Source organism: Methylorubrum extorquens, assembly GCF_024169925.1.
Classification (GTDB): Bacteria; Pseudomonadota; Alphaproteobacteria; order Rhizobiales; family Beijerinckiaceae; genus Methylobacterium; species Methylobacterium extorquens_A.
Window position 1 is genome coordinate 1,701,007 of the sequence record NZ_JALJXF010000001.1, and the last position, 21,231, is coordinate 1,722,237.

At 68.7% G+C, this 21,231-nt stretch carries 22 protein-coding genes; 16 read left to right on the top strand and 6 right to left on the bottom strand.

Annotated elements, in window-relative coordinates; all coding sequences use genetic code 11:
• The first annotated feature begins 9 nt into the window (after window positions 1-9).
• The 3 genes from J2W78_RS08095 (at window position 10) to ldtR (ending at window position 2,314) form a co-directional block, all read left to right on the top strand.
• Window positions 10-1,170, top strand: coding sequence for an enoyl-CoA hydratase/isomerase family protein (locus J2W78_RS08095; RefSeq protein ID WP_253369579.1), 1,161 nt, complete (start codon window positions 10-12; stop codon window positions 1,168-1,170).
• Window positions 1,167-1,634 (top strand): DUF6163 family protein, encoded by a 468-nt coding sequence (locus J2W78_RS08100; RefSeq protein WP_253369581.1) that lies wholly within the window; start codon window positions 1,167-1,169, stop codon window positions 1,632-1,634. The genes J2W78_RS08095 and J2W78_RS08100 overlap by 4 nt, the downstream gene beginning before the upstream one ends.
• Window positions 1,635-1,795: 161 nt before the next feature.
• Window positions 1,796-2,314 (top strand): transcriptional regulator LdtR, encoded by a 519-nt coding sequence (gene ldtR, locus J2W78_RS08105; RefSeq protein ID WP_056199484.1) that lies wholly within the window; start codon window positions 1,796-1,798, stop codon window positions 2,312-2,314.
• 158 nt (window positions 2,315-2,472) lie between these two features.
• Here the strand turns inward: ldtR and pqqA (J2W78_RS08110) are convergent, their stop codons facing one another.
• Together pqqA (J2W78_RS08110) and pqqA (J2W78_RS08115) are read right to left on the bottom strand one after the other, a co-directional pair.
• Window positions 2,473-2,562: a pyrroloquinoline quinone precursor peptide PqqA gene (pqqA, locus tag J2W78_RS08110; protein ID WP_015857429.1), complete on the bottom strand. Its 90-nt coding sequence runs from the start codon at window positions 2,560-2,562 to the stop codon at window positions 2,473-2,475.
• A 62-nt stretch (window positions 2,563-2,624) separates the two neighbouring features.
• Window positions 2,625-2,714, bottom strand: coding sequence for a pyrroloquinoline quinone precursor peptide PqqA (pqqA, locus tag J2W78_RS08115; protein WP_015857429.1), 90 nt, complete (start codon window positions 2,712-2,714; stop codon window positions 2,625-2,627).
• Window positions 2,715-3,193: 479 nt separating this feature from the next.
• Here pqqA (J2W78_RS08115) and serS point away from each other — a divergent pair, with 479 nt between their 5' ends.
• The 4 genes from serS to J2W78_RS08135 all read left to right on the top strand — a co-directional run bounded on the left by serS (window position 3,194) and on the right by J2W78_RS08135 (window position 7,605).
• Complete coding sequence (gene serS, locus J2W78_RS08120; protein WP_253369583.1) at window positions 3,194-4,570, top strand: serine--tRNA ligase; 1,377 nt, start codon at window positions 3,194-3,196, stop codon at window positions 4,568-4,570.
• A complete protein-coding gene (gene surE / locus J2W78_RS08125; protein WP_135297463.1) occupies window positions 4,570-5,334 on the top strand; it encodes a 5'/3'-nucleotidase SurE in 765 nt (254 codons plus the stop codon). The genes serS and surE overlap by 1 nt, the downstream gene beginning before the upstream one ends.
• Window positions 5,335-5,358: 24 nt before the next feature.
• Complete coding sequence (locus J2W78_RS08130) at window positions 5,359-6,057, top strand: protein-L-isoaspartate O-methyltransferase family protein (RefSeq protein ID WP_253369585.1); 699 nt, start codon at window positions 5,359-5,361, stop codon at window positions 6,055-6,057.
• 204 nt (window positions 6,058-6,261) lie between these two features.
• Window positions 6,262-7,605 carry a murein hydrolase activator EnvC family protein gene (locus J2W78_RS08135; RefSeq protein WP_253369587.1) on the top strand — a complete coding sequence of 448 codons (1,344 nt, stop codon included), beginning with the start codon at window positions 6,262-6,264 and terminating at the stop codon, window positions 7,603-7,605.
• A gap of 146 nt (window positions 7,606-7,751) precedes the next feature.
• On the opposite strand, the gene J2W78_RS08140 is transcribed toward J2W78_RS08135, so the two are convergent.
• On the bottom strand, window positions 7,752-8,642 hold the full coding sequence (locus tag J2W78_RS08140) for an ATP-binding protein (RefSeq protein ID WP_253369589.1): 891 nt from the start codon (window positions 8,640-8,642) through the stop codon (window positions 7,752-7,754).
• Window positions 8,643-8,946: 304 nt separating this feature from the next.
• Between J2W78_RS08140 and yajC the strand changes: the two genes are divergently transcribed.
• From yajC to J2W78_RS08165, 5 genes are all read left to right on the top strand, one after another.
• Window positions 8,947-9,279 (top strand): preprotein translocase subunit YajC, encoded by a 333-nt coding sequence (gene yajC / locus J2W78_RS08145; protein WP_253369590.1) that lies wholly within the window; start codon window positions 8,947-8,949, stop codon window positions 9,277-9,279.
• A gap of 67 nt (window positions 9,280-9,346) precedes the next feature.
• Window positions 9,347-10,948, top strand: coding sequence for a protein translocase subunit SecD (gene secD / locus J2W78_RS08150; protein ID WP_253369592.1), 1,602 nt, complete (start codon window positions 9,347-9,349; stop codon window positions 10,946-10,948).
• Window positions 10,949-11,047: 99 nt separating this feature from the next.
• Complete coding sequence (secF, locus tag J2W78_RS08155; RefSeq protein ID WP_253369594.1) at window positions 11,048-11,992, top strand: protein translocase subunit SecF; 945 nt, start codon at window positions 11,048-11,050, stop codon at window positions 11,990-11,992.
• Window positions 11,993-12,113: 121 nt separating this feature from the next.
• Complete coding sequence (locus J2W78_RS08160; protein WP_253369596.1) at window positions 12,114-12,509, top strand: Mth938-like domain-containing protein; 396 nt, start codon at window positions 12,114-12,116, stop codon at window positions 12,507-12,509.
• Window positions 12,510-12,636: 127 nt separating this feature from the next.
• Window positions 12,637-13,533 carry a phytoene/squalene synthase family protein gene (locus J2W78_RS08165; protein WP_253369598.1) on the top strand — a complete coding sequence of 299 codons (897 nt, stop codon included), beginning with the start codon at window positions 12,637-12,639 and terminating at the stop codon, window positions 13,531-13,533.
• Between the two features lie 63 nt (window positions 13,534-13,596).
• Here J2W78_RS08165 and J2W78_RS08170 read toward each other — a convergent pair whose 3' ends face one another.
• Window positions 13,597-14,520 (bottom strand): manganese catalase family protein, encoded by a 924-nt coding sequence (locus J2W78_RS08170; RefSeq protein WP_253369600.1) that lies wholly within the window; start codon window positions 14,518-14,520, stop codon window positions 13,597-13,599.
• 351 nt (window positions 14,521-14,871) lie between these two features.
• Between J2W78_RS08170 and J2W78_RS08175 the strand changes: the two genes are divergently transcribed.
• A complete protein-coding gene (locus J2W78_RS08175) occupies window positions 14,872-16,611 on the top strand; it encodes an L-lactate permease (RefSeq protein WP_253369602.1) in 1,740 nt (579 codons plus the stop codon).
• Between the two features lie 170 nt (window positions 16,612-16,781).
• On the opposite strand, the gene J2W78_RS08180 is transcribed toward J2W78_RS08175, so the two are convergent.
• The gene (locus J2W78_RS08180) at window positions 16,782-17,228 is read right to left on the bottom strand and encodes a DUF983 domain-containing protein (RefSeq protein ID WP_253369603.1); all 447 of its coding nucleotides are present in this window, start codon (window positions 17,226-17,228) and stop codon (window positions 16,782-16,784) included.
• Window positions 17,229-17,399: 171 nt separating this feature from the next.
• On the opposite strand from J2W78_RS08180, the gene J2W78_RS08185 reads away from it, so the two are divergent.
• Complete coding sequence (locus J2W78_RS08185) at window positions 17,400-17,930, top strand: GNAT family N-acetyltransferase (RefSeq protein WP_253369605.1); 531 nt, start codon at window positions 17,400-17,402, stop codon at window positions 17,928-17,930.
• Window positions 17,931-18,044: 114 nt separating this feature from the next.
• Window positions 18,045-18,779 (top strand): response regulator, encoded by a 735-nt coding sequence (locus J2W78_RS08190; protein ID WP_253369607.1) that lies wholly within the window; start codon window positions 18,045-18,047, stop codon window positions 18,777-18,779.
• Window positions 18,780-18,787: 8 nt separating this feature from the next.
• Here J2W78_RS08190 and J2W78_RS08195 read toward each other — a convergent pair whose 3' ends face one another.
• Window positions 18,788-19,660: a DMT family transporter gene (locus J2W78_RS08195; protein WP_253369609.1), complete on the bottom strand. Its 873-nt coding sequence runs from the start codon at window positions 19,658-19,660 to the stop codon at window positions 18,788-18,790.
• Between the two features lie 122 nt (window positions 19,661-19,782).
• On the opposite strand from J2W78_RS08195, the gene J2W78_RS08200 reads away from it, so the two are divergent.
• Window positions 19,783-21,204 (top strand): PLP-dependent aminotransferase family protein, encoded by a 1,422-nt coding sequence (locus tag J2W78_RS08200; protein WP_253369611.1) that lies wholly within the window; start codon window positions 19,783-19,785, stop codon window positions 21,202-21,204.
• The last annotated feature ends 27 nt before the right edge of the window (window positions 21,205-21,231 follow it).

Sequence of the window (21,231 nt, forward strand, 5' to 3'; positions counted from 1 at the left end):
GAGCGCGGAATGTCGGGTGGGCAAAAGGCCTCGCAACAACAAGCCTTGCAACGGGACGTGCGCGAGCTGTCGGCCGAGCCCGAGATCGTGTTCGAGACCCGCGGCGAGGCCGGGCTGATCACCCTGACACGGCCGAAGGCGCTCAATGCCCTCACGCTGCCGATGGTGGAGGCGATGCACCGCCAGCTCCGGGCCTGGGCGGGGGATGCGCGGGTCAGCCGGGTCGTGGTGCGGGGCTCCGGCGGGCGCGCCTTCTGCGCGGGCGGCGACATCCGCCAGATCCACGCCCTCGGCAAGGCCGGGCGCCATGCCGACGTGATGGCGTTCTGGCGCGGGGAATACTGGCTCGACGCCACGGTGAAGTCCTACCCGAAGCCCTACATCGCGCTGATCGAAGGGATCGTGATGGGCGGCGGCGTCGGCATCTCGCTGCACGGCGACGTGCGGGTCGCGGCCGGGAATTACAGCTTCGCCATGCCCGAGACCGGCATCGGCTTCTTCCCGGATGTCGGCGCGACCTACGCCCTGCCGCGCCTGCCCGGCTGCACCGGGCGCTACCTCGCGCTGACGGGCGCGCGGATCGGCGCGGGCGACGCGCTCGCCGTCGGCCTCGCGACCCACACGGCGCAGGCTGAAGACTTCGAGACCATCATCGAGCGGCTGGCGGGGGGAGGGGCGATCGCCCGCGCCTTCGACGGCCTCGATGCGCCGGAGACGGAGACCGGTCCCCTCGTCGCCGAGCGGGCGCTGATCGACGCCTGCTTCTCCGCCGACACCGTCACGGAGGTGCTCGCCCGGCTCGACGCGTCGGCGCGGGACGGCTCCGCCTTCGCGAAAGCGACCGCGACGACGATCCGCACCCGCTCACCCACCAGCCTGACCATCGCCCTGGCGCAGATGCGCCGCGGAGCCGGCTTGAGCTTTGCCGAGGCGATTCTGGCGGAGTACCGGCTGTGCGAGCGGGTGATGCGCGGGCATGATTTCTACGAGGGCGTGCGAGCGGTGATCGTCGACAAGGACAACCGGCCGGCCTGGCAACCCGCGACCCTGGACGCGGTCGATGCCGGGGCGATCGAGGCCGCCTTCGGCCCGCTCGACGGCCCCGAGCCGCTCTTCGACGGCAGCCAGGGCCCGCACGAAGCGGCGCCTGCCGTGGAGGCACGGTCGTGAGGGCGCTCGCCAAGGTCGGCTCGACGCTCGATGGGCGCGGACGCCCGAGCGCCGGGGCCGGCGACCGGATCGAGGGCACCGCGCCGCGGGCGCAGACCCGCTGGGACGTGGTGCTTGTCTGGTTCATGCGTATCACCGCGCTGGTCTGGCTCGTCAAAGGACTCGCGACCTGGGGCGAGATCCTCGATCTGATTCCCGGCCGGACGCCGTTCGCCGACCTGCCGATGGGACGGCAATCGGCGATCGTCTACTTTGCGGTAATCGACTTCGTGGCCGCGGTCGGCCTGTGGCTGACGAGCGCCTGGGGCGGCGTGGTCTGGCTGCTCGCCGCGACCTCGGCGCTGACGCTGGCGCTGCTGACGCCGCAGCTCCTGCCGATGTCGGTGCCGGTGATCGCAGTGCAGGCAAGCATTGTCGCTGTTTACTTCGTGTTATCCTGGCTGGCGGCGCGCGATGTAGGCTGAACAAGAGGTCAACATCATCGTTTCATTTTGCATTTACCGACAGAAGTAAATCGCGAGTTCATCCTGTCGCTTAAATCGGCTTTCATCGGTGGGGGCTAGGTTCACCTCATAAGCGAGGCCGGCCAGCAAGAGCCGGCACGAACCGACAGGAAGGCACCACGATGAGCACGAAGGCCGCCAACACCGCCCTCAAGACCACCGACGCCGCCCCGGAGCTTCAGGGCGCCGCCGGCTCCTATCTCGAGGCGCTGCACCTCGTGGAGCGGCTGCACCGCCGCCTCCTCGACGTCATCAAGGACGAGTTCGACCGGCGCGGCCGCGAGGACGTCAACAGCGTCCAGGCGCTGCTGCTCTACAACATCGGCGACAAGGAGCTGACCGCGAGCGAGCTGCGCTCGAAGGGCTACTATCTCGGCTCGAACGTGTCCTACAACGTCAAGAAGCTGGTCGAGGCCGGCTTCCTGCACCACGCCCGCTCCAAGACCGACCGGCGCTCGGTGCGTATCAGCCTGACCCCGAAGGGCCGCGAGATCCACGACCTGATCCAGGGCCTCTACGACAAGCACGCCCGCACGATCCAGCCGATCGGCGGCATCTCCGAGGACGATTTCGGCCGCCTCAACCTCGCGCTGTCCCGCTTGGAGCGCTTCTGGACCGACCAGATCCGCTACCGTCTCTGAGCAAGGCACCGGGACATCGAAAGCAGGAAGGCCGGAGGGTTCTGTCGCGAACCCTCCGGCCTTCCTGCTTTTTCGTCGCGTCGCACCGCAAACGAAAAGGGCGCCGCCCTCTCAGGCAGCGCCCCTGGTCTCACCGGATCGAGTCCAGCAACGCCTTCTTAGTTGAAGGTGTCGATCTCAGCGGACTCGTAGGAGGTGACTTCCATGCCGACGCAGATCTCGGCAACGACGGGAGCGGACCACTTCATGATGTTTCTCCTGGTAGACGAAAATGATGAGAACCGAACCAGCCTAAGCTGGCGACGCCTTCTTAGTTGAAGGTGTCGATCTCGGCGGACTCGTAGGACGTGACTTCCATGCCGACGCAGATCTCGGCAACAACGGGGGCAGACCACTTCATGGCGTGTCTCCTGATGAGGTTTTGAATACGAAGGTCGGTCTTTCAACCGGCCCGACCTCGAACTGAGGTGGACCGTTCGTGTGCCCGGTCCCTCGTGTTCGACGCCCTTGATATAGACAATCCGTTGGGCGCAATTCAAGCGGGCCCTACACTTATATTTCTCATAGATTGCTCTCAGAAACGCCCAGGCCGACGGTTGAGAGCAGCATCTTTTTGCAGGATGCGCGAAAAAGTGCTGGCCTATCAGGGATATGGTGCCGGTGACCGCGATTCACAAGCGCAATGGCCAGGACGGTTCGCACGATTTTTTGCCGATTTATCCCGACCATTTTTATCGGATGGCAGCGGCTCCGGACCTGTGCCGGTACGTGCGAGGGCAGCCTTAGCGTGAGCCCGTGCCGATGCGCCCGCTCTTGTGATGCCGGGGGCGATGCGGCAAAGCGAGGCTCTCGCGCGCACACGACTTCGAGAGCCCCGAAATGCACGACATCCGCGCCATCCGCGAGAACCCGGAGGCCTTCGACCGCGATCTGGAGCGCCGCGGCCTCGCCCCCCTGAGCGCCGAGCTGATCGCCCTCGACGACGCCCGCAAGGGCGCGGTCTCGGCGGCGCAGGCGGCCCAGGAGCGGCGGAACGCGCTGTCCAAGGAGATTGGCGCCGCCAAGAAGGCCAAGGACGAGGCCCGCGCGACCGAGTTGATGGCCGAGGTCGCCCGCCTGAAGGAAGAGGCACCGGGCCTCGAAGCCGCGCAGGGCGAGGCAGGAAAAGCCCTCGACGCGCGCCTTGCCGCGATCCCGAACCGTCCGAAGGAGGACGTGCCCCCCGGCGCCGACGAGCACGGCAATGTCGAGTACCGCCGCTTCGAGTCCTCCCGTGAGCGCCTGGAGCAAGGCCGCCAGCACTTCGAGCTCGGCGAGGCCACCGGGCTGATGGATTTCGAGGCGGCCGCGAAACTCTCCGGCTCGCGCTTCGTCGTGCTGAAGGGCCAGCTCGCCCGGCTGGAGCGGGCGCTCGGCCAGTTCATGCTCGACCTGCACACGGGCGAGCACGGTTATTTAGAAGTTGCGCCGCCGATTCTAGTTCGGTCGCGCTCGATGTTCGGCACCGCCCAGCTTCCGAAATTTGAAGAAGATCAATATCTCTCTTATGCCAAAACTACGTTGAATGAGGCAGTTGGCGCATTTAGCGATGACGTAGACATAGTGAGGAACGAGCGGACAGGTGGTCAGGAAGCGTTCGAAAAATACTGGCTGATCCCCACCGCCGAAGTCCCGCTCACCAACCTCGTGCGCGAAAGCATCCTGGCCGAGGACGAACTCCCCCTGCGCTTCACCGCGCTCACCCCGTGCTTCCGCGCGGAGGCCGGGGCGGCGGGGCGCGACACCCGCGGCATGCTGCGCCAGCACCAGTTCAACAAGGTCGAGCTGGTCTCGATCACCGCGCCCGAAAAGTCGGCCGAGGAGCACGAGCGGATGCTCGCCTGCGCCGAGGCGGTCCTCAAGAAACTCGACCTGACCTATCGCGTCATGACGCTCTGCACCGGCGACATGGGCTTTGCCAGCCAGAAGACCTACGACATCGAGGTCTGGGTGCCGGGCCAGCAGACGTATCGCGAGATCTCGTCCTGCTCGGTCTGCGGCGAGTTCCAGGCGCGGCGGATGAATGCGCGCTACCGGGCGAAAGAGGGCAGGGGGGTCGGCTTCGTCCACACCCTGAACGGCTCGGGCGTCGCGGTCGGCCGCGCCCTGATCGCCGTGATGGAGAACTACCAGAACGCCGACGGCAGCGTCACGATCCCGTCGGCGCTCCAGCCCTACATGGGCGGCCTGAACCGGATCGAGGGACCGAACCACTGATGCGCATCCTGGTCACGAACGACGACGGCATCCACGCGCCGGGCCTGGAGACGCTGGAAGGCATCGCCCGCGCGCTCAGCGACGACGTCTGGGTGGTGGCGCCCGAGACCGATCAATCGGGCGTCTCGCACTCGCTCTCGCTCAATGATCCGCTACGCCTGCGCCAGATCGCGGAGAAGCGCTTCGCGGTGAAGGGCACGCCCTCGGACTGCATCATCATGGGGGTGGCCCACATCCTCAAGGACCATAAGCCCGATCTCGTGCTCTCCGGCGTCAACCGCGGCCAGAACGTGGCCGAGGACGTGACCTATTCCGGCACCATCGCCGGGGCGATGGAGGGCACGATCCTCGGCATCCGCTCGATCGCGCTGAGCCAAGCCTACGGCGCGGGCGGGCGGGCCAACCTGAAATGGGCCTGCGCCGCCGCGCACGGGCCGCGGGTGATCGAGAAGATCCTGGAGATCGGGATCGAGCCCGGCATCCTTGTCAACGTCAACTTCCCCGATTGCGAGCCGGAGGACGTGCAGGGCGTGGCGGTCTCGGCGCAGGGCCAGCGCAACCAGGCGCTCCTGCAGATCGACGCCCGCCATGACGGGCGCGGCAATCCCTATTTCTGGCTCGCCTTCGCCAAGGCGCGGTTCGAGCCCGGCAACGGCACCGATCTCAAGGCGATCGCCGAGAACCGCATCTCGGTGACGCCGCTGCGGCTCGACCTCACCGACGAACCGGAACTCACCCGTTTCGCCGCGGCGTTCCGGGCGTGAGCGGGGGCGGCCGTCCGGGCCCTCATGCCGCCTGAGGCCCGAGAGCCCGACGAACGGGCCGACAGGCTGTCCGCAGGGCTGGCGGAGGCGACCGGCAACGCCGCCTTCGTGCTGGCCCTGCGCGAGCGGGGCGTGCGCGACACCGCCGTGCTGCGGGCGATGGAGCAGGTGCCGCGCGAGCGCTTCGCGCCGCCGGCCCTGCGCCCCCATGCGCGGCGCGACATCGCCCTGCCGCTCGCCTGCGGCCAGACCATGACCGCACCGAGTGTCGTCGCGCAGATGCTCGGCGCCCTTGACCTCGCCCCCGGCCAGCGCGTGCTGGAGGTCGGTACGGGCACAGGCTACGTCACCGCCCTGCTGGTGCGGCTCGGGGCCGCCCATGTGCGCAGCCTAGAGCGCTACGAGGGGCTCGCCCGCGCGGCGCGGGCGCATCTCGGGCCCGACCTCGCCAACGTGACCGTCGAGACCCATGACGGGCTCGCACCCGAAGTCGTGCGGGGCGGAAGCTACGACCGCATCCTCGTCAACGGCAGCCTCGCCGCGCTGCCGCCGCACCTGCCCGCCGCGCTCAAATCCGGCGGCCGGCTGGTGGCGGGCCATTGGACCGGGCGGGGGAGCCGGCTCGTGACGCTGACCCGCGACAGCGCGGCCGCCTACGCCCGGACGGAAGGGGCGGCCCTGCGCCTCGGCCCCCTGACGCCGGGGCGTGCGCTGGGCTCCTAGCGGCCCGACCAACGGTTCGGCGCGTGCGCGTCGCGGGGAGGTCTCGCCCGCTCGGACGCGCAATCGGCCCCGTTGCCAGACTTCCTCAACCTTTACGGAACCCGCGCGAAACCGATCCCCGCGACGATCTCGGGAACGGTTGCTTAACCTGAATCCCGTTTGAATAGCTCATCACGTTGCGTCAGTGTTCAAGCGGGTGCGTCGATGCGGGTTCGGGGGAAAAGACTGGGCTTGAGGACGCTTTCGCGCTTCGCCCTCATCGGTATGATCGGCGGTGGCACCGCTGCCTGTTCGTCGGACGCCTCGCGTCTCGGCGATCCCTTCACCAACCCGTTCGCCTCGCTGACGGGTGAGCCCTCGGCCACCGGCAGCCTGCCGGAAGACGGCGTGGACGGCGAGATGGCGCCGGCGCCTGCGATCCGCACGCCGCGCATCCAGTCGCAGGCGCTGCCCGCCCCAGGCCCGGCCCTGTCGCCGCGCCCCGGCGCGATCAGCGCCGCCCCGGCCGCACCGCGGACCGTGACCCGCGTCGCGACGGCCGAGCCGATCTCCGGCGGTATGGCGAGCAACGTGGCCGGCCTGAACCCCGATGCGGGCCGTGCGATGACGCCGCGCGCCTCCGCCCCGGCGCCGCAGCCCAAGCTCCAGTTCGGCAAGCCCGTCGACAAGGCTGCCGAGAAACGTGCCGCCGAGGCCGCAGCCGCGAAGGCCACCGAGGCCCGCCGCGACGCCGAGCGGCAGGCCGCCGCCGCCAAGGTCGCCGAGGCCAAGGCGGCCGAAGCCAAGGCCGCGGAGAAGGCCGCGCAGTCGAGGAAGCTCTCCGACGCCAAAGCGGCCGAGGCGAAGAAGGCGGCGGAGGCCGCCAAGCATCCGCGTCCGGGCCAGAAGGGGCCTGAGAAGGTCGCCAAGGCCGAGACGAAGGTCGATCCGAAGGATGCGGCCAAGGAGGCTGCGAAGGCGGACGCCGCCCGCAAGGCCGAAGCCGAGGCCAAGCAGGCCAAGGCGGACGCCGCCAAGAAGCTCGCCGAGGCCCGCGCCGCGGAGACGGCGGCGAAAGCTGCCGCCAAGGAGAGCAAGGAGGCCGCCAAGGCTTCCGCGAAGGACACGGCGCCGGCTGCCCCCGTGAAGGTCGCCAGCGCCGATGCGGCGGCCCCAATCCCGGCCGCCGCCCCGGCAGCCCCGGCCGAGTCGTTCCGCTGGCCCGCCAAGGGCCGCATCATCAACGCCTACGGTTCGTCCGGCAACGAGGGCATCAACATCGCCGTGCCCGAGGGTACGCCGGTCAAGGCCGCCGAGGACGGCACCGTGGCCTATGCCGGCTCCGACGTGAAGGGCTACGGCAAGCTGGTGCTGGTGCGGCACGGCAACGGCTACGTCTCGGCCTACGCCCATAACGGCGAGTTGGACGTGCGCCCCGGCGAGAAGGTGAAGCGCGGCCAGACCATCGCCAAGTCCGGCGCCACCGGCAACGTCACCTCGCCCCAGCTCCACTTCGAGCTGCGCAAGGGTGCAACCCCAGTCGATCCGATGCCCCATCTCGGCGGCTGATCCTTTCTCCCGACATGAGACGAAAACGGCGGCTCCGCGAGGAGCCGCCGTTTTCGTTTTGGGTCTCGTCGGCGCGGTCGGCACACCCCTCTCCCCGCCTGCGGGGCGAGGGGATACTCGGCAATCCGGTTGCGGGGACGAAAAAACTATCCCTCCAGCCGTTGTCCCAACCGTCCGGCCAGATCCTGAATGAACTGGAACGCGGTGCGCCCCGAGCGTGAGCCGCGGGTGGTGGCCCATTCGAGCGCCCCGGCCCGCAACCGCTCCGGCTCCACGTTCAGGCCGTAGCGATCCACGTAGGCGGAAATCATCGCCAGATACTCGTCCTGGCTGCATTTGTGGAAGCCGAGCCAGAGGCCGAAGCGGTCGGAGAGGGAGACCTTCTCCTCCACCGCCTCGCCGGGATTGATCGCGGTGGAGCGCTCGTTCTCGACCATCTCGCGGGCCAGCAGGTGGCGGCGGTTCGAGGTGGCGTAGAACAGCACGTTGCCCGGCCGCCCCTCGATGCCGCCGTCGAGCGCCGTCTTGAGCGACTTGTAGGAGGTGTCGTCGGCATCGAACGAGAGGTCGTCGCAGAACACCAGCCAAGGGTGAGGGTCGTTCCGGAGCAGGCTCATCAACTCGGGCAACGCCTCGATGTCCTCGCGGTGGATCTCCACGAGCTTCATCGGCAGGCTGCCGTCGGGCCGGCGGGCGTTGATCTCGGCATGGGCCGCCTTGACCAGCGAGGACTTGCCCATGCCGCGCGCGCCCCAGAGCAGGGCGTTGTTGGCCGGCAATCCGCGGGCGAAGCGCTCGGTGTTCTCCACCAGGGTGTCGCGGGCCCGGTCGATGCCGGTGAGGAGACCGATCTCGACCCGATTGACCCGCGGCACCGGGATCAGCCGCCGCTCGGGGCCCCACAGGAAGGCGTCGGCGGCACTCGTATCCACCTTCGGGACGACAGGCGGGGCGGCGCGCTCCAGGGCTGCGGCGATCCGCTCCAGAAGCGGCAGGAGATGCGGGATCGGGTCGGCAGGCGTCGGCTCTGAGGCCATGATCTCGGGTCCGGTTGCGGCGGAGGGCAGCCGCCCTCGCTGAGGTGGCGCCTTGTAGGCGAAGGCCGAAAGAAAGGGGAACCGCAACGGCACCGGCCCGGATGCATCGCCCGCCGTTGCTTTCGAATCGCCCGTCGCTATAGTCCGCGCGCTTTCCGGCAGGTCGGTTCTGCCCTGCCGGTCCTGGCAAGTCTCTTTTTGGCAAGTCGCTTTCGGCAAGCCGATTTTGACAAGCCCGTCGTCGCAAGGCACCGGTCCCGCCGGGCCTCACGGGCCGTCTGCCCTCGATCAGGAGTTTCTCGCGTTGATCACCCCCGCCTTCGCGCAAGGAGTCGGTGCCGGAAGCGGCGCGGATGTCGCGTTGCAGTTCGTGCCCTTCGTCCTGATCTTCGTGATCATGTATTTCCTGATTCTGCGCCCGCAGCAGCGCCGGCTCAAGGATCACCAGAACATGGTGAAGAACGTGCGCCGCGAGGACACCATCGTGACCACGGGAGGCCTCGTCGGCCGTGTCACGAAGGTCGCGGACGACGCCACCGAGATCGAGGTCGAGATCGCCCCGAACGTCCGCGTGAAGGTGGTGCGCACGATGATCTCCGAGGTTCGCGTCAAGGGCGCCCCGGTCAAGGCCTCCTGAGAGGTCACATGAGGGTGTCGGCGCACAGGCCCGGCACCTTTCGATAAAACCAGTCGGAACCGGGCGGATGCTGCGCTTCTCGAGAACCAAGATCGTCGCGACGCTCGCCGTCATCCTGATCGGCCTCAGCCTCGCGGTGCCGAGCTTCATCCCGGCCGACAGCCGCAAGGCCTTCATGGCCTCGCTGCCGTCGTGGTTCCCGAGCTGGATCATCCCGCAGCGGGCGATCGTGCTCGGCCTCGACCTCCAGGGCGGCTCGCAGATCCTGCTGGAGATCGACCAGCCCGACCTCGTCCGCTCGATGGTCACCGGCCTGCGCGACGACGTGCGCCGCATCCTGCGCGAGGCCGCGGTCTCGCCCGACGGCGGCATCCGCGTCATCAATCGCGGTGTCGAGCTGCGCATTCCCGATGCGGCGGCCCGCGCGAAGGTGATGCCGAAGCTGCGCGAACTCGCAGCGCCCATCAACAACCCGCTCGCCGCCGGCGGCCAGACGCTGACGGTCAACGAGGCCGAGAACGGCGCGATCCAGCTCGTCCTCACCGAGGCCGGCATCAACGACCGCACCCGCCGTGCGGTCAGCCAGGCGATCGAGGTCGTGCGCAAGCGCATCGATTTCGGCGGCACCAAGGAGCCGTCGATCCAGCAGCAGGGCGCCAGCCGCATCCTCGTCCAGGTTCCGGGCCTGCAGAACCCGCAGGAGCTGGAGGACCAGCTCGGCAAGACCGCCAAGCTCGAATTCCGCATGCTGGCCGATTCGCCCTCCGGCGACGTCGACATGCTCGCCTCCAAGGACGAGGGCGGCGCCAAGGTACCGGTCGAGCGCCGGGTCATGGCCGACGGCAGCGATCTCACCGACGCCCAGCCCGCCTTCGACCCACAGACCCACGAGCCGATGGTGAGCTTCAAGTTCAACCTGCGCGGGGCCCAGCGCTTCGGTCAGGCGACGAGCGAGAATGTCGGCCGGCGCATGGCGATCGTGCTCGACAACGTGATCCAGTCGGCCCCGGTGATCCGCTCGGCGATCACCGGCGGCACCGGCCAGATCACCGGCAACTTCACCGTCAAGGACGCCAACGACCTCTCGGTGCTGCTGCGGGCCGGCGCCCTGCCGGCCAAGCTCACCGTGGTCGAGCGCCGCGTCGTCGGCCCCGGCCTCGGCCGCGATTCGATCGAGGCCGGCAAGCTCGCGACCCTGGTCGCGGGCGGCCTCGTCATCGCCTTCATGTTCGCAACCTACGGCACCTTCGGCTTCATCGCCAACATCGCGCTCATCGTCCACGTGGGACTGATCCTCGGCCTGATGTCGGTGCTGGAGGCGACGATGACGCTGCCGGGCATCGCCGGCATCGTGCTCACCATCGGCACGGCGGTCGATTCGAACGTGCTGATCTACGAGCGCATGCGCGAGGAATCCCGCTCAGGCCGCTCTCTGGTCTCGGCGCTCCAGGCCGGCTTCGACCGGGCCTTCGCCACCATCATCGACTCGAACTCGACCATGGCGATCGCCGCCCTGCTCCTGTTCTTCATGGGCTCGGGCCCGGTGAAGGGCTTCGCCGTGGTGTTCATCCTCGGCATCCTCACCACCGTCATCACCGCCGTGACCCTGACGCGCATGATGATCGCGGTGTGGTACAACTGGTTCCGGCCAAAAGCCCTGCCGTTCTAGGGGCGCCGCCGCCTCATTCCCGGCGCGGCCCGCCCGCCGCGCAAGAGCTGAAATCTCAGGGGATGCGCTCGGAGCGCCCCCTTCGCTTCGAGACCGACCATGCGCCTGCTTCGCCTCTGGCCCGACGAATCGCATTTCGACTTCATGCGGTTCCGGCACGTCACCTTCCCGCTCTCGGCGGTGATGTCGGTCGTGACGCTGGTGCTGTTCATCACCGTCGGGCTCAACTACGGCATCGACTTCAAGGGCGGCACCCTGGTCGAGCTTCAGGCCAAGGCCGGCCAGACCGCGGACGTCGCCGAGATCCGCCACACCGCCAACGGCTTCGGCTTCGGCGAGACCGAGGTGCAGGAACTCGGCGGTGAGGGTCAGGTGCTCGTGCGCTTCCCGCTCCAGGCCGGCGAGCAGGGCCAGACCGCGGTGATGCAGAAGGCCCATGCCGCCTTCGACGCGGGCTATGATTTCCGCCGCACCGAGACCGTAGGGCCGCGCGTCTCGGGCGAGTTGGTGCAGTCCGGCACGATCGGCGTCGTGCTCTCAGTGCTCGCCGTGCTGCTCTACCTGTGGTTCCGCTTCGAGCGGGAGTTGGCGCTCGGCGCCATCGTCGGCACCCTGCACGACATCGTGCTGACGGTGGGCGTGTTCATCATCACCCGCATCGAGTTCAACATGACCTCGATCGCGGCGATCCTGACCATCGTCGGCTACTCGCTCAACGAGACCGTGGTGGTGTTCGACCGGACCCGCGAGCTGATGCGCCGCTACAAGACGATTCCCGTCGTCGAGCTGCTCAACCTCTCGATCAACTCCACCATGTCGCGCACGGTGATGACCTCGCTCTCCACCACCCTGTCGCTCGTGGCGCTGGTGCTGTTCGGCGGCGAGGCGATCAAGGGCTTTGCCGTGGTGATGCTCTGCGGCGTGGTGATCTGTACCTACTCCGCGATCTTCGTCTCGACCCCGTCGCTGATCTATATCGGCCTGCGCCTGTCCGGCGCGAAAGCGTCGCAGCGCGAGTCCGGCCTGCCGCAGGCGGCCGAGTAGGGCGCAGCATGCGGCGGAGCGCGCGACAGCGATCCGGGACGTCTTTCTTCGCCCCGGCGGCTGAGAGGAATGACCGCGCCCCCGACATCCGGGACGGAATGCGGGCGAGCGGAGGCATGGCGTGAGCGAGGGACGGGTACCGGGTCAGATCCATGACGGCTTCCTGCCCGGCCGCCACGGCATCGACGCCTACGGCAATGGCGGCTTCCGCTTCGGGCAGATGTCCCACCGGGGCTCGATCCTGATGCTGCCCTCCGGCGTGCGCGCCTGGGAGGTGAACGAGCCCGGCGGCATCGACGGGACGAGCCTCGGCCCGGTTCTCGCCGAGGCCGAAGGGATCGAACTGCTTCTGATCGGCACCGGCGCCGAGATCGTGTTCCTGCCCGAGTCTTTGCGCCAGCGCCTCAAGGCCGCAGGCATCGGCCTCGACACGATGCAGACGGGGGCGGCGGCGCGGACCTACAACATCCTGATGGCCGAGAACCGCAAGGTCGCGGCCGCGCTGATCGCCGTCTAGAGCCGTATCCGACCTGATTGCATCGGGCCGGCGTCTCTAGTCTTTGTCATGACGCGCATCCCGACGAACTAGTAACCACTTCGTCGGAATGCACTCTCAGTTCCGAACGCCGCGTGAGCCCCGCTCCATGACGCGCCCCGAGACCCGAACCGAGACGAGCCCGGAGGCCGGCAACGGCGGGCTGGCCTTCGCCTTCCGGCACTGCGAGGAACTGGTGCGCGCGAGCGACCCGGACCGCTACTTCGCGGCTCTGTTCGCGCCCGCGGCCTTCCGGCCGCACCTCTTCGCGCTCGCCGCCTTCAGCCTGACCATCGCCCGCATCCGCGAGGCGGCCTCGAACCCGATGGCGGGGGAGATCCGCCTGCAATGGTGGCGCGACGCGCTTCAGGGCGAGGCACGGGGCGACGTCCGGGCCAATCCCGTCGCCGCAGCCCTGGACGATGCGATCGTCACGCGCCGCCTCGGGCGCCAGCCCTTCGTCGATCTGATCGATGCCCGCGTCTTCGACCTCTACGACGACCCGATGCCGCGGGTGAACGATCTGGAGGGCTATTGCGGCGAGACCGCCTCGGCGCTGATCCGGCTCTCCGGACTGGTGCTCGCCGACGGGGCCGAGCCCGGCGGCGCGGCCGCCGCCGGCCATGCGGGCGTCGCCTACGGGATCACCGGCCTGCTGCGGGCTCTGCCGTGGCACGCGCGTCAGGGGCAGGTCTACCTGCCCGGCGACCTGCTGCGCCAGAACGGAGTCACGCGCGAGGACATCGTCTCGGGCCGCGGCGGACCGGGACTGGTCCGCACCTGCGCCGAATTGCGGGCGCTGGCACGGCGCCACCTCGCCGCCTACGAGGCGGCCCGCGGCACCATCGCTCCCGCGGCGCGCGCCGCCTTCCTGCCGACGGCTTTGGTCGAGCCTTATCTCGCGGCGATGGAGCGGGCCGGCTACGATCCGCTCAACAGCGTGATCGAGATCCCCCGCTGGCGCCGCCTGTGGCGGCTGTGGCGGGCGGCACGCACGGGGCGATAAGAATATCTCAGACGCACACGGAGGCTCCTCCCCCGAGGGGGAGGAGTTTGGGGGGGCGTGGCGTCAGCGCGCCTTCTTCGTCAGCTTCTGCGCGATCTCGAACATCTCCTCCGGCGCATAGTCGGGCGCGAAGGCCGAGGGGATGCCGGTGAGCTGGTGGATCTTGCCGCCATCGGGCATGCCCTCCACGATCTCGAGTTCGCCCGGCGGATCGCCCGGCAGGGCGTGCTCGCTGCTGTTCCAGATCCCGGCGATGTCACGGTAATCGTTCGGGCTCCAGGTGTAGAGCCGGCGGTGCGAGCCCTCCTGCAGGTATTTCTGGCACTCGGGAATCTTGTCGAGGTTGATGTTCGGGGTCGGCAGGAACTTGTCGAGATCGACGCCGGTGATCTGCTTGAGCGCCAGTGCGTAGGCGTGGGCGTGGACCGAACCGCGCACCAGCAGGTAGCCGCACACTTCGCGTCCGGTCGGGTCGGACAGGGTCTCGTAGACCCGCAGCTTATGCAGCCGAGCGCCGCATTCGAGGTGGAAGTTGTGCAGCAGATCGACGACGACATTGCCCGTCGAGGTGATGAAATCGTTGTTCCACGAGGCGCCGTTGCTGTTGATCGGCGCCGCACCGCCGCCGTTCGACAGGAAGGCCGCCGCGAGGCGAATGTCCTTCATGTCCTCGAACGGCGCGCCTGAAATGTCGCCCCCGTCCGTCTCGTCACCGTCGTTGTCGGGCCCGTTGTTGAGCATGGCCACGCCGTTGCTCACGAGTTCGACGTGACCGAGTTCTTCCGCCGTGATGCTGGAGACGAGGCTGTAGAACGGCTTGAGCTTGTCCTTGCTACGGAAATTGAAGCTCTGGAACATGTAGTTCCCGAGCGTGGACATCTCGCCGTATTTGCCGCCCAGCAACTCCTGCAGCGCGGCGGCGGCGTTCGGATCCTTCCGTTTCGGTGCGGGAAGCTCAGCCTGGAGCTTGTCGACGCGCATGAACATGTGAGGGCCTCTCGGTGATGCCGGTCGTCGCCGGAACGTGCCCCACACGGATGCCCGAACCACCCGCAGCCGAGGGCGGCCCGGTGATCGGGAGTTCGGCAGGGCACTGGGACGTGTTGCCGGAACCGCGGTTCGGATGGGTCTGTTCCCGAACTCTTCGAAGGCGGCCCCTGCCGTCGGCCCGGTCATCGACGCCGCATTACGATGCGAAAAAGCGTCACCCGACAAAGTTCGATTGCGGGGTGGATTGAATACATGATGCCTTGCGTTGAGCAGGCTAGACGGCTCTGTTAGCACCCTGTGCCAGAAGGTCCCGGCGGAAGATCGGGGCTTGGGAGGAGGGCAAGGCCCGTGACACCCTGGAATCAGGTCTACGATCCGTTCGGGAGCCAATGGCTCTCGACCTTCATGGCGTCGCTGCCGGTCATCGCTCTGCTCGGCATGATCGCGAGCGGCAAGATCAAGGTCCACATCGCCGCCATCCTCGCCCTGATCGTCGCCTTCCTCGTGGCGGTGGTCGCCTTCGGCATGCCGACCGACCTCGCCGTCCGGGCGACCCTCCTCGGCGTGGTCACGGGCATGTTCCCGATCGGCTGGATCATCCTCAACGTCATCTTCCTCTACCGGCTGACGGTGGAGAAGGGCTGGTTCGCCATCCTCCAGCAATCGGTGGCCGGCATCACCGAGGACCGGCGCATCCAGCTCCTGCTGGTGGCCTTCGCCTTCGGCGCCTTCTTCGAGGGCGCGGGCGGCTTCGGCACCCCGGTGGCCGTCACCGGCGCCATCCTGATCGGGCTCGGCTTCTCGCCGCTGGCCGCCTCCGGCCTCTCGCTGATCGCCAACACCGCGCCCGTCGCCTACGGCGCGCTCGGTGCTCCGGTGCAGGGCCTGGCCTCGGTGACGGGCTACGACCCCTACATCCTCGGCGCGATGATCGGCCGTCAGCTGCCGTTCTTCTCGGTGATCGTGCCGTTCTGGCTGATCTGGGTGTTCGCGGGCTTCCGCGGCATGATCGCGATCTGGCCGCCGATCGCGGTCTGCGGCATTTCGTTTGCCGCGGCGCAGTTCCTGATCTCGAACTACATCAACCCCTGGATCGTCGATATCGGCGCCTCGCTCGTCTCGATGGCCGCCCTCGTCGCCTTCCTGAAGGTGTGGCGGCCGGCCCAGATCTGGGCCTCGCCCGCTTTGCGCGGCCACGACCCGTCGGTCGGCTACGGTCAGCCGCGTCCGGCCTCCCTCGGCGCGGGCGTCCCCGGCGATCTGCCCAAGGCGCATGTCGGCGGCCGCACCGCCTCGTCGAGTGAGATCTTCATGGCCTGGGTGCCGTGGATCATCCTCTCGATCATCGTGGCGATCTGGGGCACCGGCTGGTTCAAGGGCATCGTCAACCCGATCTTCTCGTGGAAATACGAGGTGCCGGGCCTGCACAACATGATCATGAAGGTGCCGCCTGTGGAGGCTGCGCCGAAGGCCGAAGCCGCGATCTTCAACTTCACCTACATGTCCTACACCGGCACGGGCGTGCTGTTCGCCGCGATCATCTCCGGCATCATCATGCGGTTCTCGCCGGTCCGCCTCGTCACGGCGTATTTCGAGACGATCTGGGTGCTGCGCTACTCGCTCATCACCATCGCCGCGATGCTGGCGCTTGGCGTGCTCACCCGCTACGCCGGCGTCGATGCCACGCTCGGCCTCGCGTTTGCCGGCACGGGCATCCTCTACCCGTTCTTCGGCACGCTGCTGGGCTGGCTCGGCGTCGCACTCACGGGTTCGGACACGGCCTCGAACGTGCTGTTCGGCGGCCTGCAGCGGATCACCTCCGAGCAGCTCGGACTGTCGGGCATCCTCATGGCCTCGGCGAACTCGTCCGGCGGCGTGATGGGCAAGATGATCGACGCCCAGTCGATCGTCGTGGCCTCGACGGCGACGGGCTATTTCGGCCAGGAGAGCAAGATCCTGCGCTTCGTGTTCTGGCACTCGATCGTGCTGGCCTGCCTCGTCGGCGGCCTCGTGATGCTCCAGGCCTACGTCTACCCATTCACCGAGATGGTGATCCACCCGGCCGCCACGGCACCCGCCGCGCACTGACCGGACGGATCGACAGTACGCGAAAAAGCCCGCCCCGAGCGCTCGGGGCGGGCTTTTTCTTGGGCTAGAGCATCGTCCCGAAAGGTGGCCACCGGCTTTCGGAAAAGACGATGCAAAAACAAAAACCTAGAGCATCGTTCTGGATCCGATATCCAGGACGATGCTCTAAGTTAGCGTGGGCCGGGCGCATCCGGCTTAGCGACCTCGACCGGCGGTACCGTCCTCGCGAGCCGGCCCTCCTCGGCGCGGTGAACGTATTGGCTCGCCACCAGCCAGCCCTTGAAGAAGCGCAAGGGGAGGGTGCAGGCGATCAGCACGACGGGCAGGGTCAGGGCGAAGTGGAGCCAGACCGGCGGGTCGTAAGTCAGTTCCAGCCACAGGCCGAAGGCGACGGCGGGGATCGCCGTGGTCATCATCACGAAGAAGGCGGGGCCGTCGGCGGGATCGGCGAAGGAGAAGTCGAGCCCACAGGCGTCGCAGCGCGGGGCGATGCTCAGAAACCCCTTGAACAGGTGTCCCCGGCCGCAGCGCGGGCAGGCGCTGCGCGCCGCCACGGAGAGCGGCGCCTGGGGCTCGTACCGGGTCTCGGTCCGAATCGGGTCACGGGTGTCGGTCATCACGGTCTCCTGGCGAGGCAACCGACGCCCGCAGCGATGGTTCGCCAGCGCCCCGCAGGCCACCCATGCGGGACCGGGTGGATTTTTTCGAGCCGAGTTTTTCTCGACAGCCCCGGATTAAACGGCGACGACAGGGCGTTTATGGTCTCACGCGCGAAAGCATCCTGCGAAATGTTTTTCCGCCGCCTCCGCCGCGACAGCTTGAGCGACCTTCCCGGTCTCGAAACCGGGCGGCTGGCGATTGCGCCACTTGGCGCGGGTGACGCGCGGGCCGTGCACGCGCTCACCGACGATCCGGCGATCACCGGCGCGGTCGACTTCCTCGCCAACCCCTTCACCCTGGCTGATGCCGAGGCGCTGATCGCCTCCGGCCGGCACGGGCGCGACCGCTTTCTCGGCGCCTGGAGCCGTGAGCCCGCGGCCCCGCTCGTCGGCGTCGTCGGCACGCATCTGCGGGGGGAGGGCGCGGTCGAGATCGGCTACTGGATCGGCGGGGCCGCCCGCGGACGCGGCTTCGGGACGGAGGCGGTCTCCGCCATCGTCGGCCTGCTGCGCCGCCGCTTTCCCCGCCGGGCGATCGTGGCCGAATGCCGCCCCGGCAACGTCGCCTCCTGGGGCCTGTTGCACAAGATCGGCTTTCGCGAGACCGGCTCGGAGGGGCACCGCCCCGGCCGCCGCCAGCTCGTCCTCGAAGGCGCGTGACGCGCCAAGCTGTCCCGACCGGGGATGGACCAAAGACCGGGAAGCGGTCGATCTCGAATCGGCTTAAGATCGGCGCATGGGCCCTCGCCGGCCGGTGCCGGCGCGCCGGAAGACATGATCGCGATGACGGCCAGCGCACAATCGGATATCGGCGGCCACTCCGACGCAGTGGCTCCCCTGGAAGGCGGACAGGCCCTGCGCCTCCTGATCGTCGACGATCACCCGCTGTTCCGCGAGGCGCTGGCGAGCGCCATCGCGCTCGCCTTTCCCGAGGCCGTCTTGCACGAGGCGGATGGCATCGGCACGGCCTGCGAGACCTTAAGCCGGAACCCCGCCATCGACCTGACGCTGCTCGATCTCTCGATGCAGGGCGTGACCGGGTTCGAGGGGCTTGCCGCGATCCGCACGCGCTTTCCCCGCGTGCCGATCCTGATCGTCTCCGGCGTCACCGATCCGCGCATCATGCAGGAGGCCCTGCGTCACGGCGCGGCCGGCTTCGTGCCGAAGGCCGTCGACAAGGCGACCCTGACCCGGGCGATCTCCGAGGTGCTCGGCGGCGCCCTGTTCATGCCACCCGATCTGGCAGCAGCGCCAGCCCCGGCGCGGGGCGGCGACAAGGCGCCGATCGCCGAGCGGGTCGCCCGCCTGACCCCGCAGCAGATGCGGGTGCTCGGCATGATCCGCCAGGGCAAGCTCAACAAGCAGATCGCCTACGAGCTGCAGGTCGGCGACTCGACGGTGAAGGCTCACGTCTCCGAGATCCTGCGCAAGCTCGAAGTCATCAGCCGCACGCAGATCGTGATCGAGACGGCTTATGTCGATTTCGATCAGGCAGGCGGGGGGTTCTGAGCCGCGCGTTACGCGAACCGTTTCGCGGCGACGACGCACAGCACCACCCCGGCGGCGACCGCGATCATCGCCCCCTCGACCGGCTCGCCCAGCAGCAGGCCGGCGAGCGCGAGGCCGAAGAAGGGCTGAAGCAACTGCAATTGCCCGACCCCGGCGATGCCGCCGAGCGCTAGCCCGCGATACCAGAACACGAAGCCGACCAGCATGCTGAACACCGAGACGTAACCGAGCCCGGCCCAGGCCGGCAGGCCGATTCCGGTCCATGAATCCGGCAGGGTGGCGAGCGCCAGAACGGCCATGGCGGGCGCGGCCAGCACGAGCGCCCAGGAGATGACCTGCCAGCCGCCGAGCCGGCGCGACAGGCGGGCGCCCTCTGCGTAGCCGAGGCCACACAGCAGGATCGCTCCCAGCATCAGCCCGTCGCCCGTCAGGTCGGCGCCGTCGCTGCGCACCAGAGCGAAGCCCGCCACCAGCACGCTGCCCACGATCGAGAAGAGCCAGAAGGCGGGCTTCGGTCTGTCACCGGCGCGCAGAAGACCGAACAGGGCGGTCGCGAGCGGCAGCAGTCCGATGAAGACGATGGAGCGGGCCGAGGTGATGTGACGGAGCGCCAGCGCGGTGAGCAGGGGAAAGCCGACCACCACGCCGAGGGCCACCACGGCGAGCGGCCCGAGATCGCCCCGCGCCGGCCGCTTCTGCCGCAGCAGAGCCAGCAGCGCGGCGCCGAGCCCGGCGGCGATCACCGCGCGCGAGGCGGTCAGAAAGAGCGGAGTGAAGCCGCCGACCGCCGCCCGTGTCGCCGGCAGCGAGCCGCTGAAGATGAGCACGCCGAGGAGGCCGTGGCCCCACCCCTCCCAAGGTTTTTCGCGCGTTTGCCGCATCGTCCGTCCTCGAATCCTACGCGAGGATAGGGCGGCCGGCTCTGGTGATGACAGGCACGGTCCCGTACGGTTTTGACCAAACTGTATGGCTCTCCTTGCCCACACGGCCGATGATGCGTGACATGACGGAGGATGCAGGCGGCCGCACCGGGGCGGTGATGGCGGCGATCCGCCAGCGGCTCGCCGCGCGGGTGCTGGCGCCGGGGGAGCGGCTGCCCTCGATCCGGCGCTTTGCGGCCGCGATGCAGGTCTCGCCCTCGACCGTGGTCGAGGCCTACGACCGGCTGGCGGCGGAGGGGCTGATCCGGGCGCGTCCGGGCTCGGGCTTTTTCGTCTCCGGGCCGGTCTCGCCGCTGGCGCTCACCGAGGCGGAGCCGCGGCGCGACCGGGCGATCGATCCGCTCTGGGTCTCGCGCCAATCACTCGATGCCGGGCCGGAGATGCTCAAACCGGGCTGTGGTTGGCTTCCGGCCGCGTGGATGCCGAACGCGGCGATCCGCCGGGCGGTGCGCGGCCTCGCGCAGGCCGGGGATGCGGTGCTGACCGATTACGGCGCCACCCGCGGCGCACTCGCCCTGCGCCGACACCTCGTGCGCCGGCTGGCGGGGGAGGGGATCGAAGCCGGGGCGGACCAGGTGCTGCTCACCGCCTCGGGCACGCAGGCCATCGACCTGATCGGCCGCTTTCTCCTACGCCCCGGCGATACGGTGATCGTGGACGATCCGTGCTACTTCAACTTCCAGGCCCTGCTGCGCGTCCACGCGGTCCGGATCGTCGGGGTGCCGTACACGCCGACGGGGTCCGACCTCACGGCCTTCGCCGCTTCGCTCGCCGAGCATCGCCCGCGCCTCTACGTCACCAATTCGGCGCTCCACAACCCGACCGGCGCGACGCTCTCGCCGCAGACCGCCCACCAGCTCCTGACGCTCGCGGCAGCGCACGACCTGACCATCGTCGAGGACGACATCTTCGCCGATCTGGAGCCCGAGCCCTCGCCCCGGCTCGCCGCTCTCGACGGCCTCACCCGCGTCATCCGCATCGGCAGCTTCTCGAAGACGCTCTCGGCCTCGATCCGCTGCGGCTTCATCGCCGCACGCCCCGATTGGATCGAGGCCCTGGTCGATCTTCAGGTGGCGACGAGCTTCGGCGGCCCGAGCCCGGTCGCCGCCGAGATCATCGCCGGCACGCTCGCCGAAGGCAGCTACCGCAAGCATCTGGAAGCCTTGCGCCGCCGCCTGTCGCGGGCGCGCCGGGAGGCCATCGCCCGGCTCGGCTCGCTCGGCATCACACCCTGGATCGTGCCGCGCGGCGGCTTCACCCTCTGGTGCCGCCTACCCGACGGGCACGATGCGGCGGCTCTCGCTCGCGCCGGCCTGGGGCAAGGTCTGGTGCTGGCCCCCGGCAACGTCTTCAGCGTCTCGCAGACGGCGGGCGGCTTCATGCGCTTCAACGTGGCGCAGATGACCGATCCGCGGGTCTACGAGGGGTTAGCGCGGGCGATGGCGCAGACGGGGGCAGGAGCCGATCTCCCACCCAAGCCCTGAGGGGCGTCGGAGGGATACAGCCGACGG

Excerpts from the sequence above, each read along its gene's own strand:
- J2W78_RS08185 (WP_253369605.1), top strand. The coding sequence starts at position 17,400 with ATGTTTTTCCGCCGCCTCCGCCGCGACAGCTTGAGCGACCTTCCCGGT.
- ldtR (WP_056199484.1), top strand. The coding sequence starts at position 1,796 with ATGAGCACGAAGGCCGCCAACACCGCCCTCAAGACCACCGACGCCGCC.
- pqqA (WP_015857429.1), bottom strand. The coding sequence starts at position 2,714 with ATGAAGTGGTCTGCCCCCGTTGTTGCCGAGATCTGCGTCGGCATGGAA.
- secD (WP_253369592.1), top strand. The coding sequence starts at position 9,347 with ATGCTGCGCTTCTCGAGAACCAAGATCGTCGCGACGCTCGCCGTCATC.
- J2W78_RS08130 (WP_253369585.1), top strand. The coding sequence starts at position 5,359 with ATGCCGCCTGAGGCCCGAGAGCCCGACGAACGGGCCGACAGGCTGTCC.
- J2W78_RS08180 (WP_253369603.1), bottom strand. The coding sequence starts at position 17,228 with ATGACCGACACCCGTGACCCGATTCGGACCGAGACCCGGTACGAGCCC.
- J2W78_RS08140 (WP_253369589.1), bottom strand. The coding sequence starts at position 8,642 with ATGGCCTCAGAGCCGACGCCTGCCGACCCGATCCCGCATCTCCTGCCG.
- secF (WP_253369594.1), top strand. The coding sequence starts at position 11,048 with ATGCGCCTGCTTCGCCTCTGGCCCGACGAATCGCATTTCGACTTCATG.
- J2W78_RS08200 (WP_253369611.1), top strand. The coding sequence starts at position 19,783 with ATGACGGAGGATGCAGGCGGCCGCACCGGGGCGGTGATGGCGGCGATC.
- J2W78_RS08190 (WP_253369607.1), top strand. The coding sequence starts at position 18,045 with ATGATCGCGATGACGGCCAGCGCACAATCGGATATCGGCGGCCACTCC.
- J2W78_RS08095 (WP_253369579.1), top strand. The coding sequence starts at position 10 with ATGTCGGGTGGGCAAAAGGCCTCGCAACAACAAGCCTTGCAACGGGAC.
- J2W78_RS08135 (WP_253369587.1), top strand. The coding sequence starts at position 6,262 with ATGCGGGTTCGGGGGAAAAGACTGGGCTTGAGGACGCTTTCGCGCTTC.
- surE (WP_135297463.1), top strand. The coding sequence starts at position 4,570 with ATGCGCATCCTGGTCACGAACGACGACGGCATCCACGCGCCGGGCCTG.
- serS (WP_253369583.1), top strand. The coding sequence starts at position 3,194 with ATGCACGACATCCGCGCCATCCGCGAGAACCCGGAGGCCTTCGACCGC.
- pqqA (WP_015857429.1), bottom strand. The coding sequence starts at position 2,562 with ATGAAGTGGTCCGCTCCCGTCGTTGCCGAGATCTGCGTCGGCATGGAA.
- J2W78_RS08195 (WP_253369609.1), bottom strand. The coding sequence starts at position 19,660 with ATGCGGCAAACGCGCGAAAAACCTTGGGAGGGGTGGGGCCACGGCCTC.
- J2W78_RS08165 (WP_253369598.1), top strand. The coding sequence starts at position 12,637 with ATGACGCGCCCCGAGACCCGAACCGAGACGAGCCCGGAGGCCGGCAAC.
- J2W78_RS08170 (WP_253369600.1), bottom strand. The coding sequence starts at position 14,520 with ATGTTCATGCGCGTCGACAAGCTCCAGGCTGAGCTTCCCGCACCGAAA.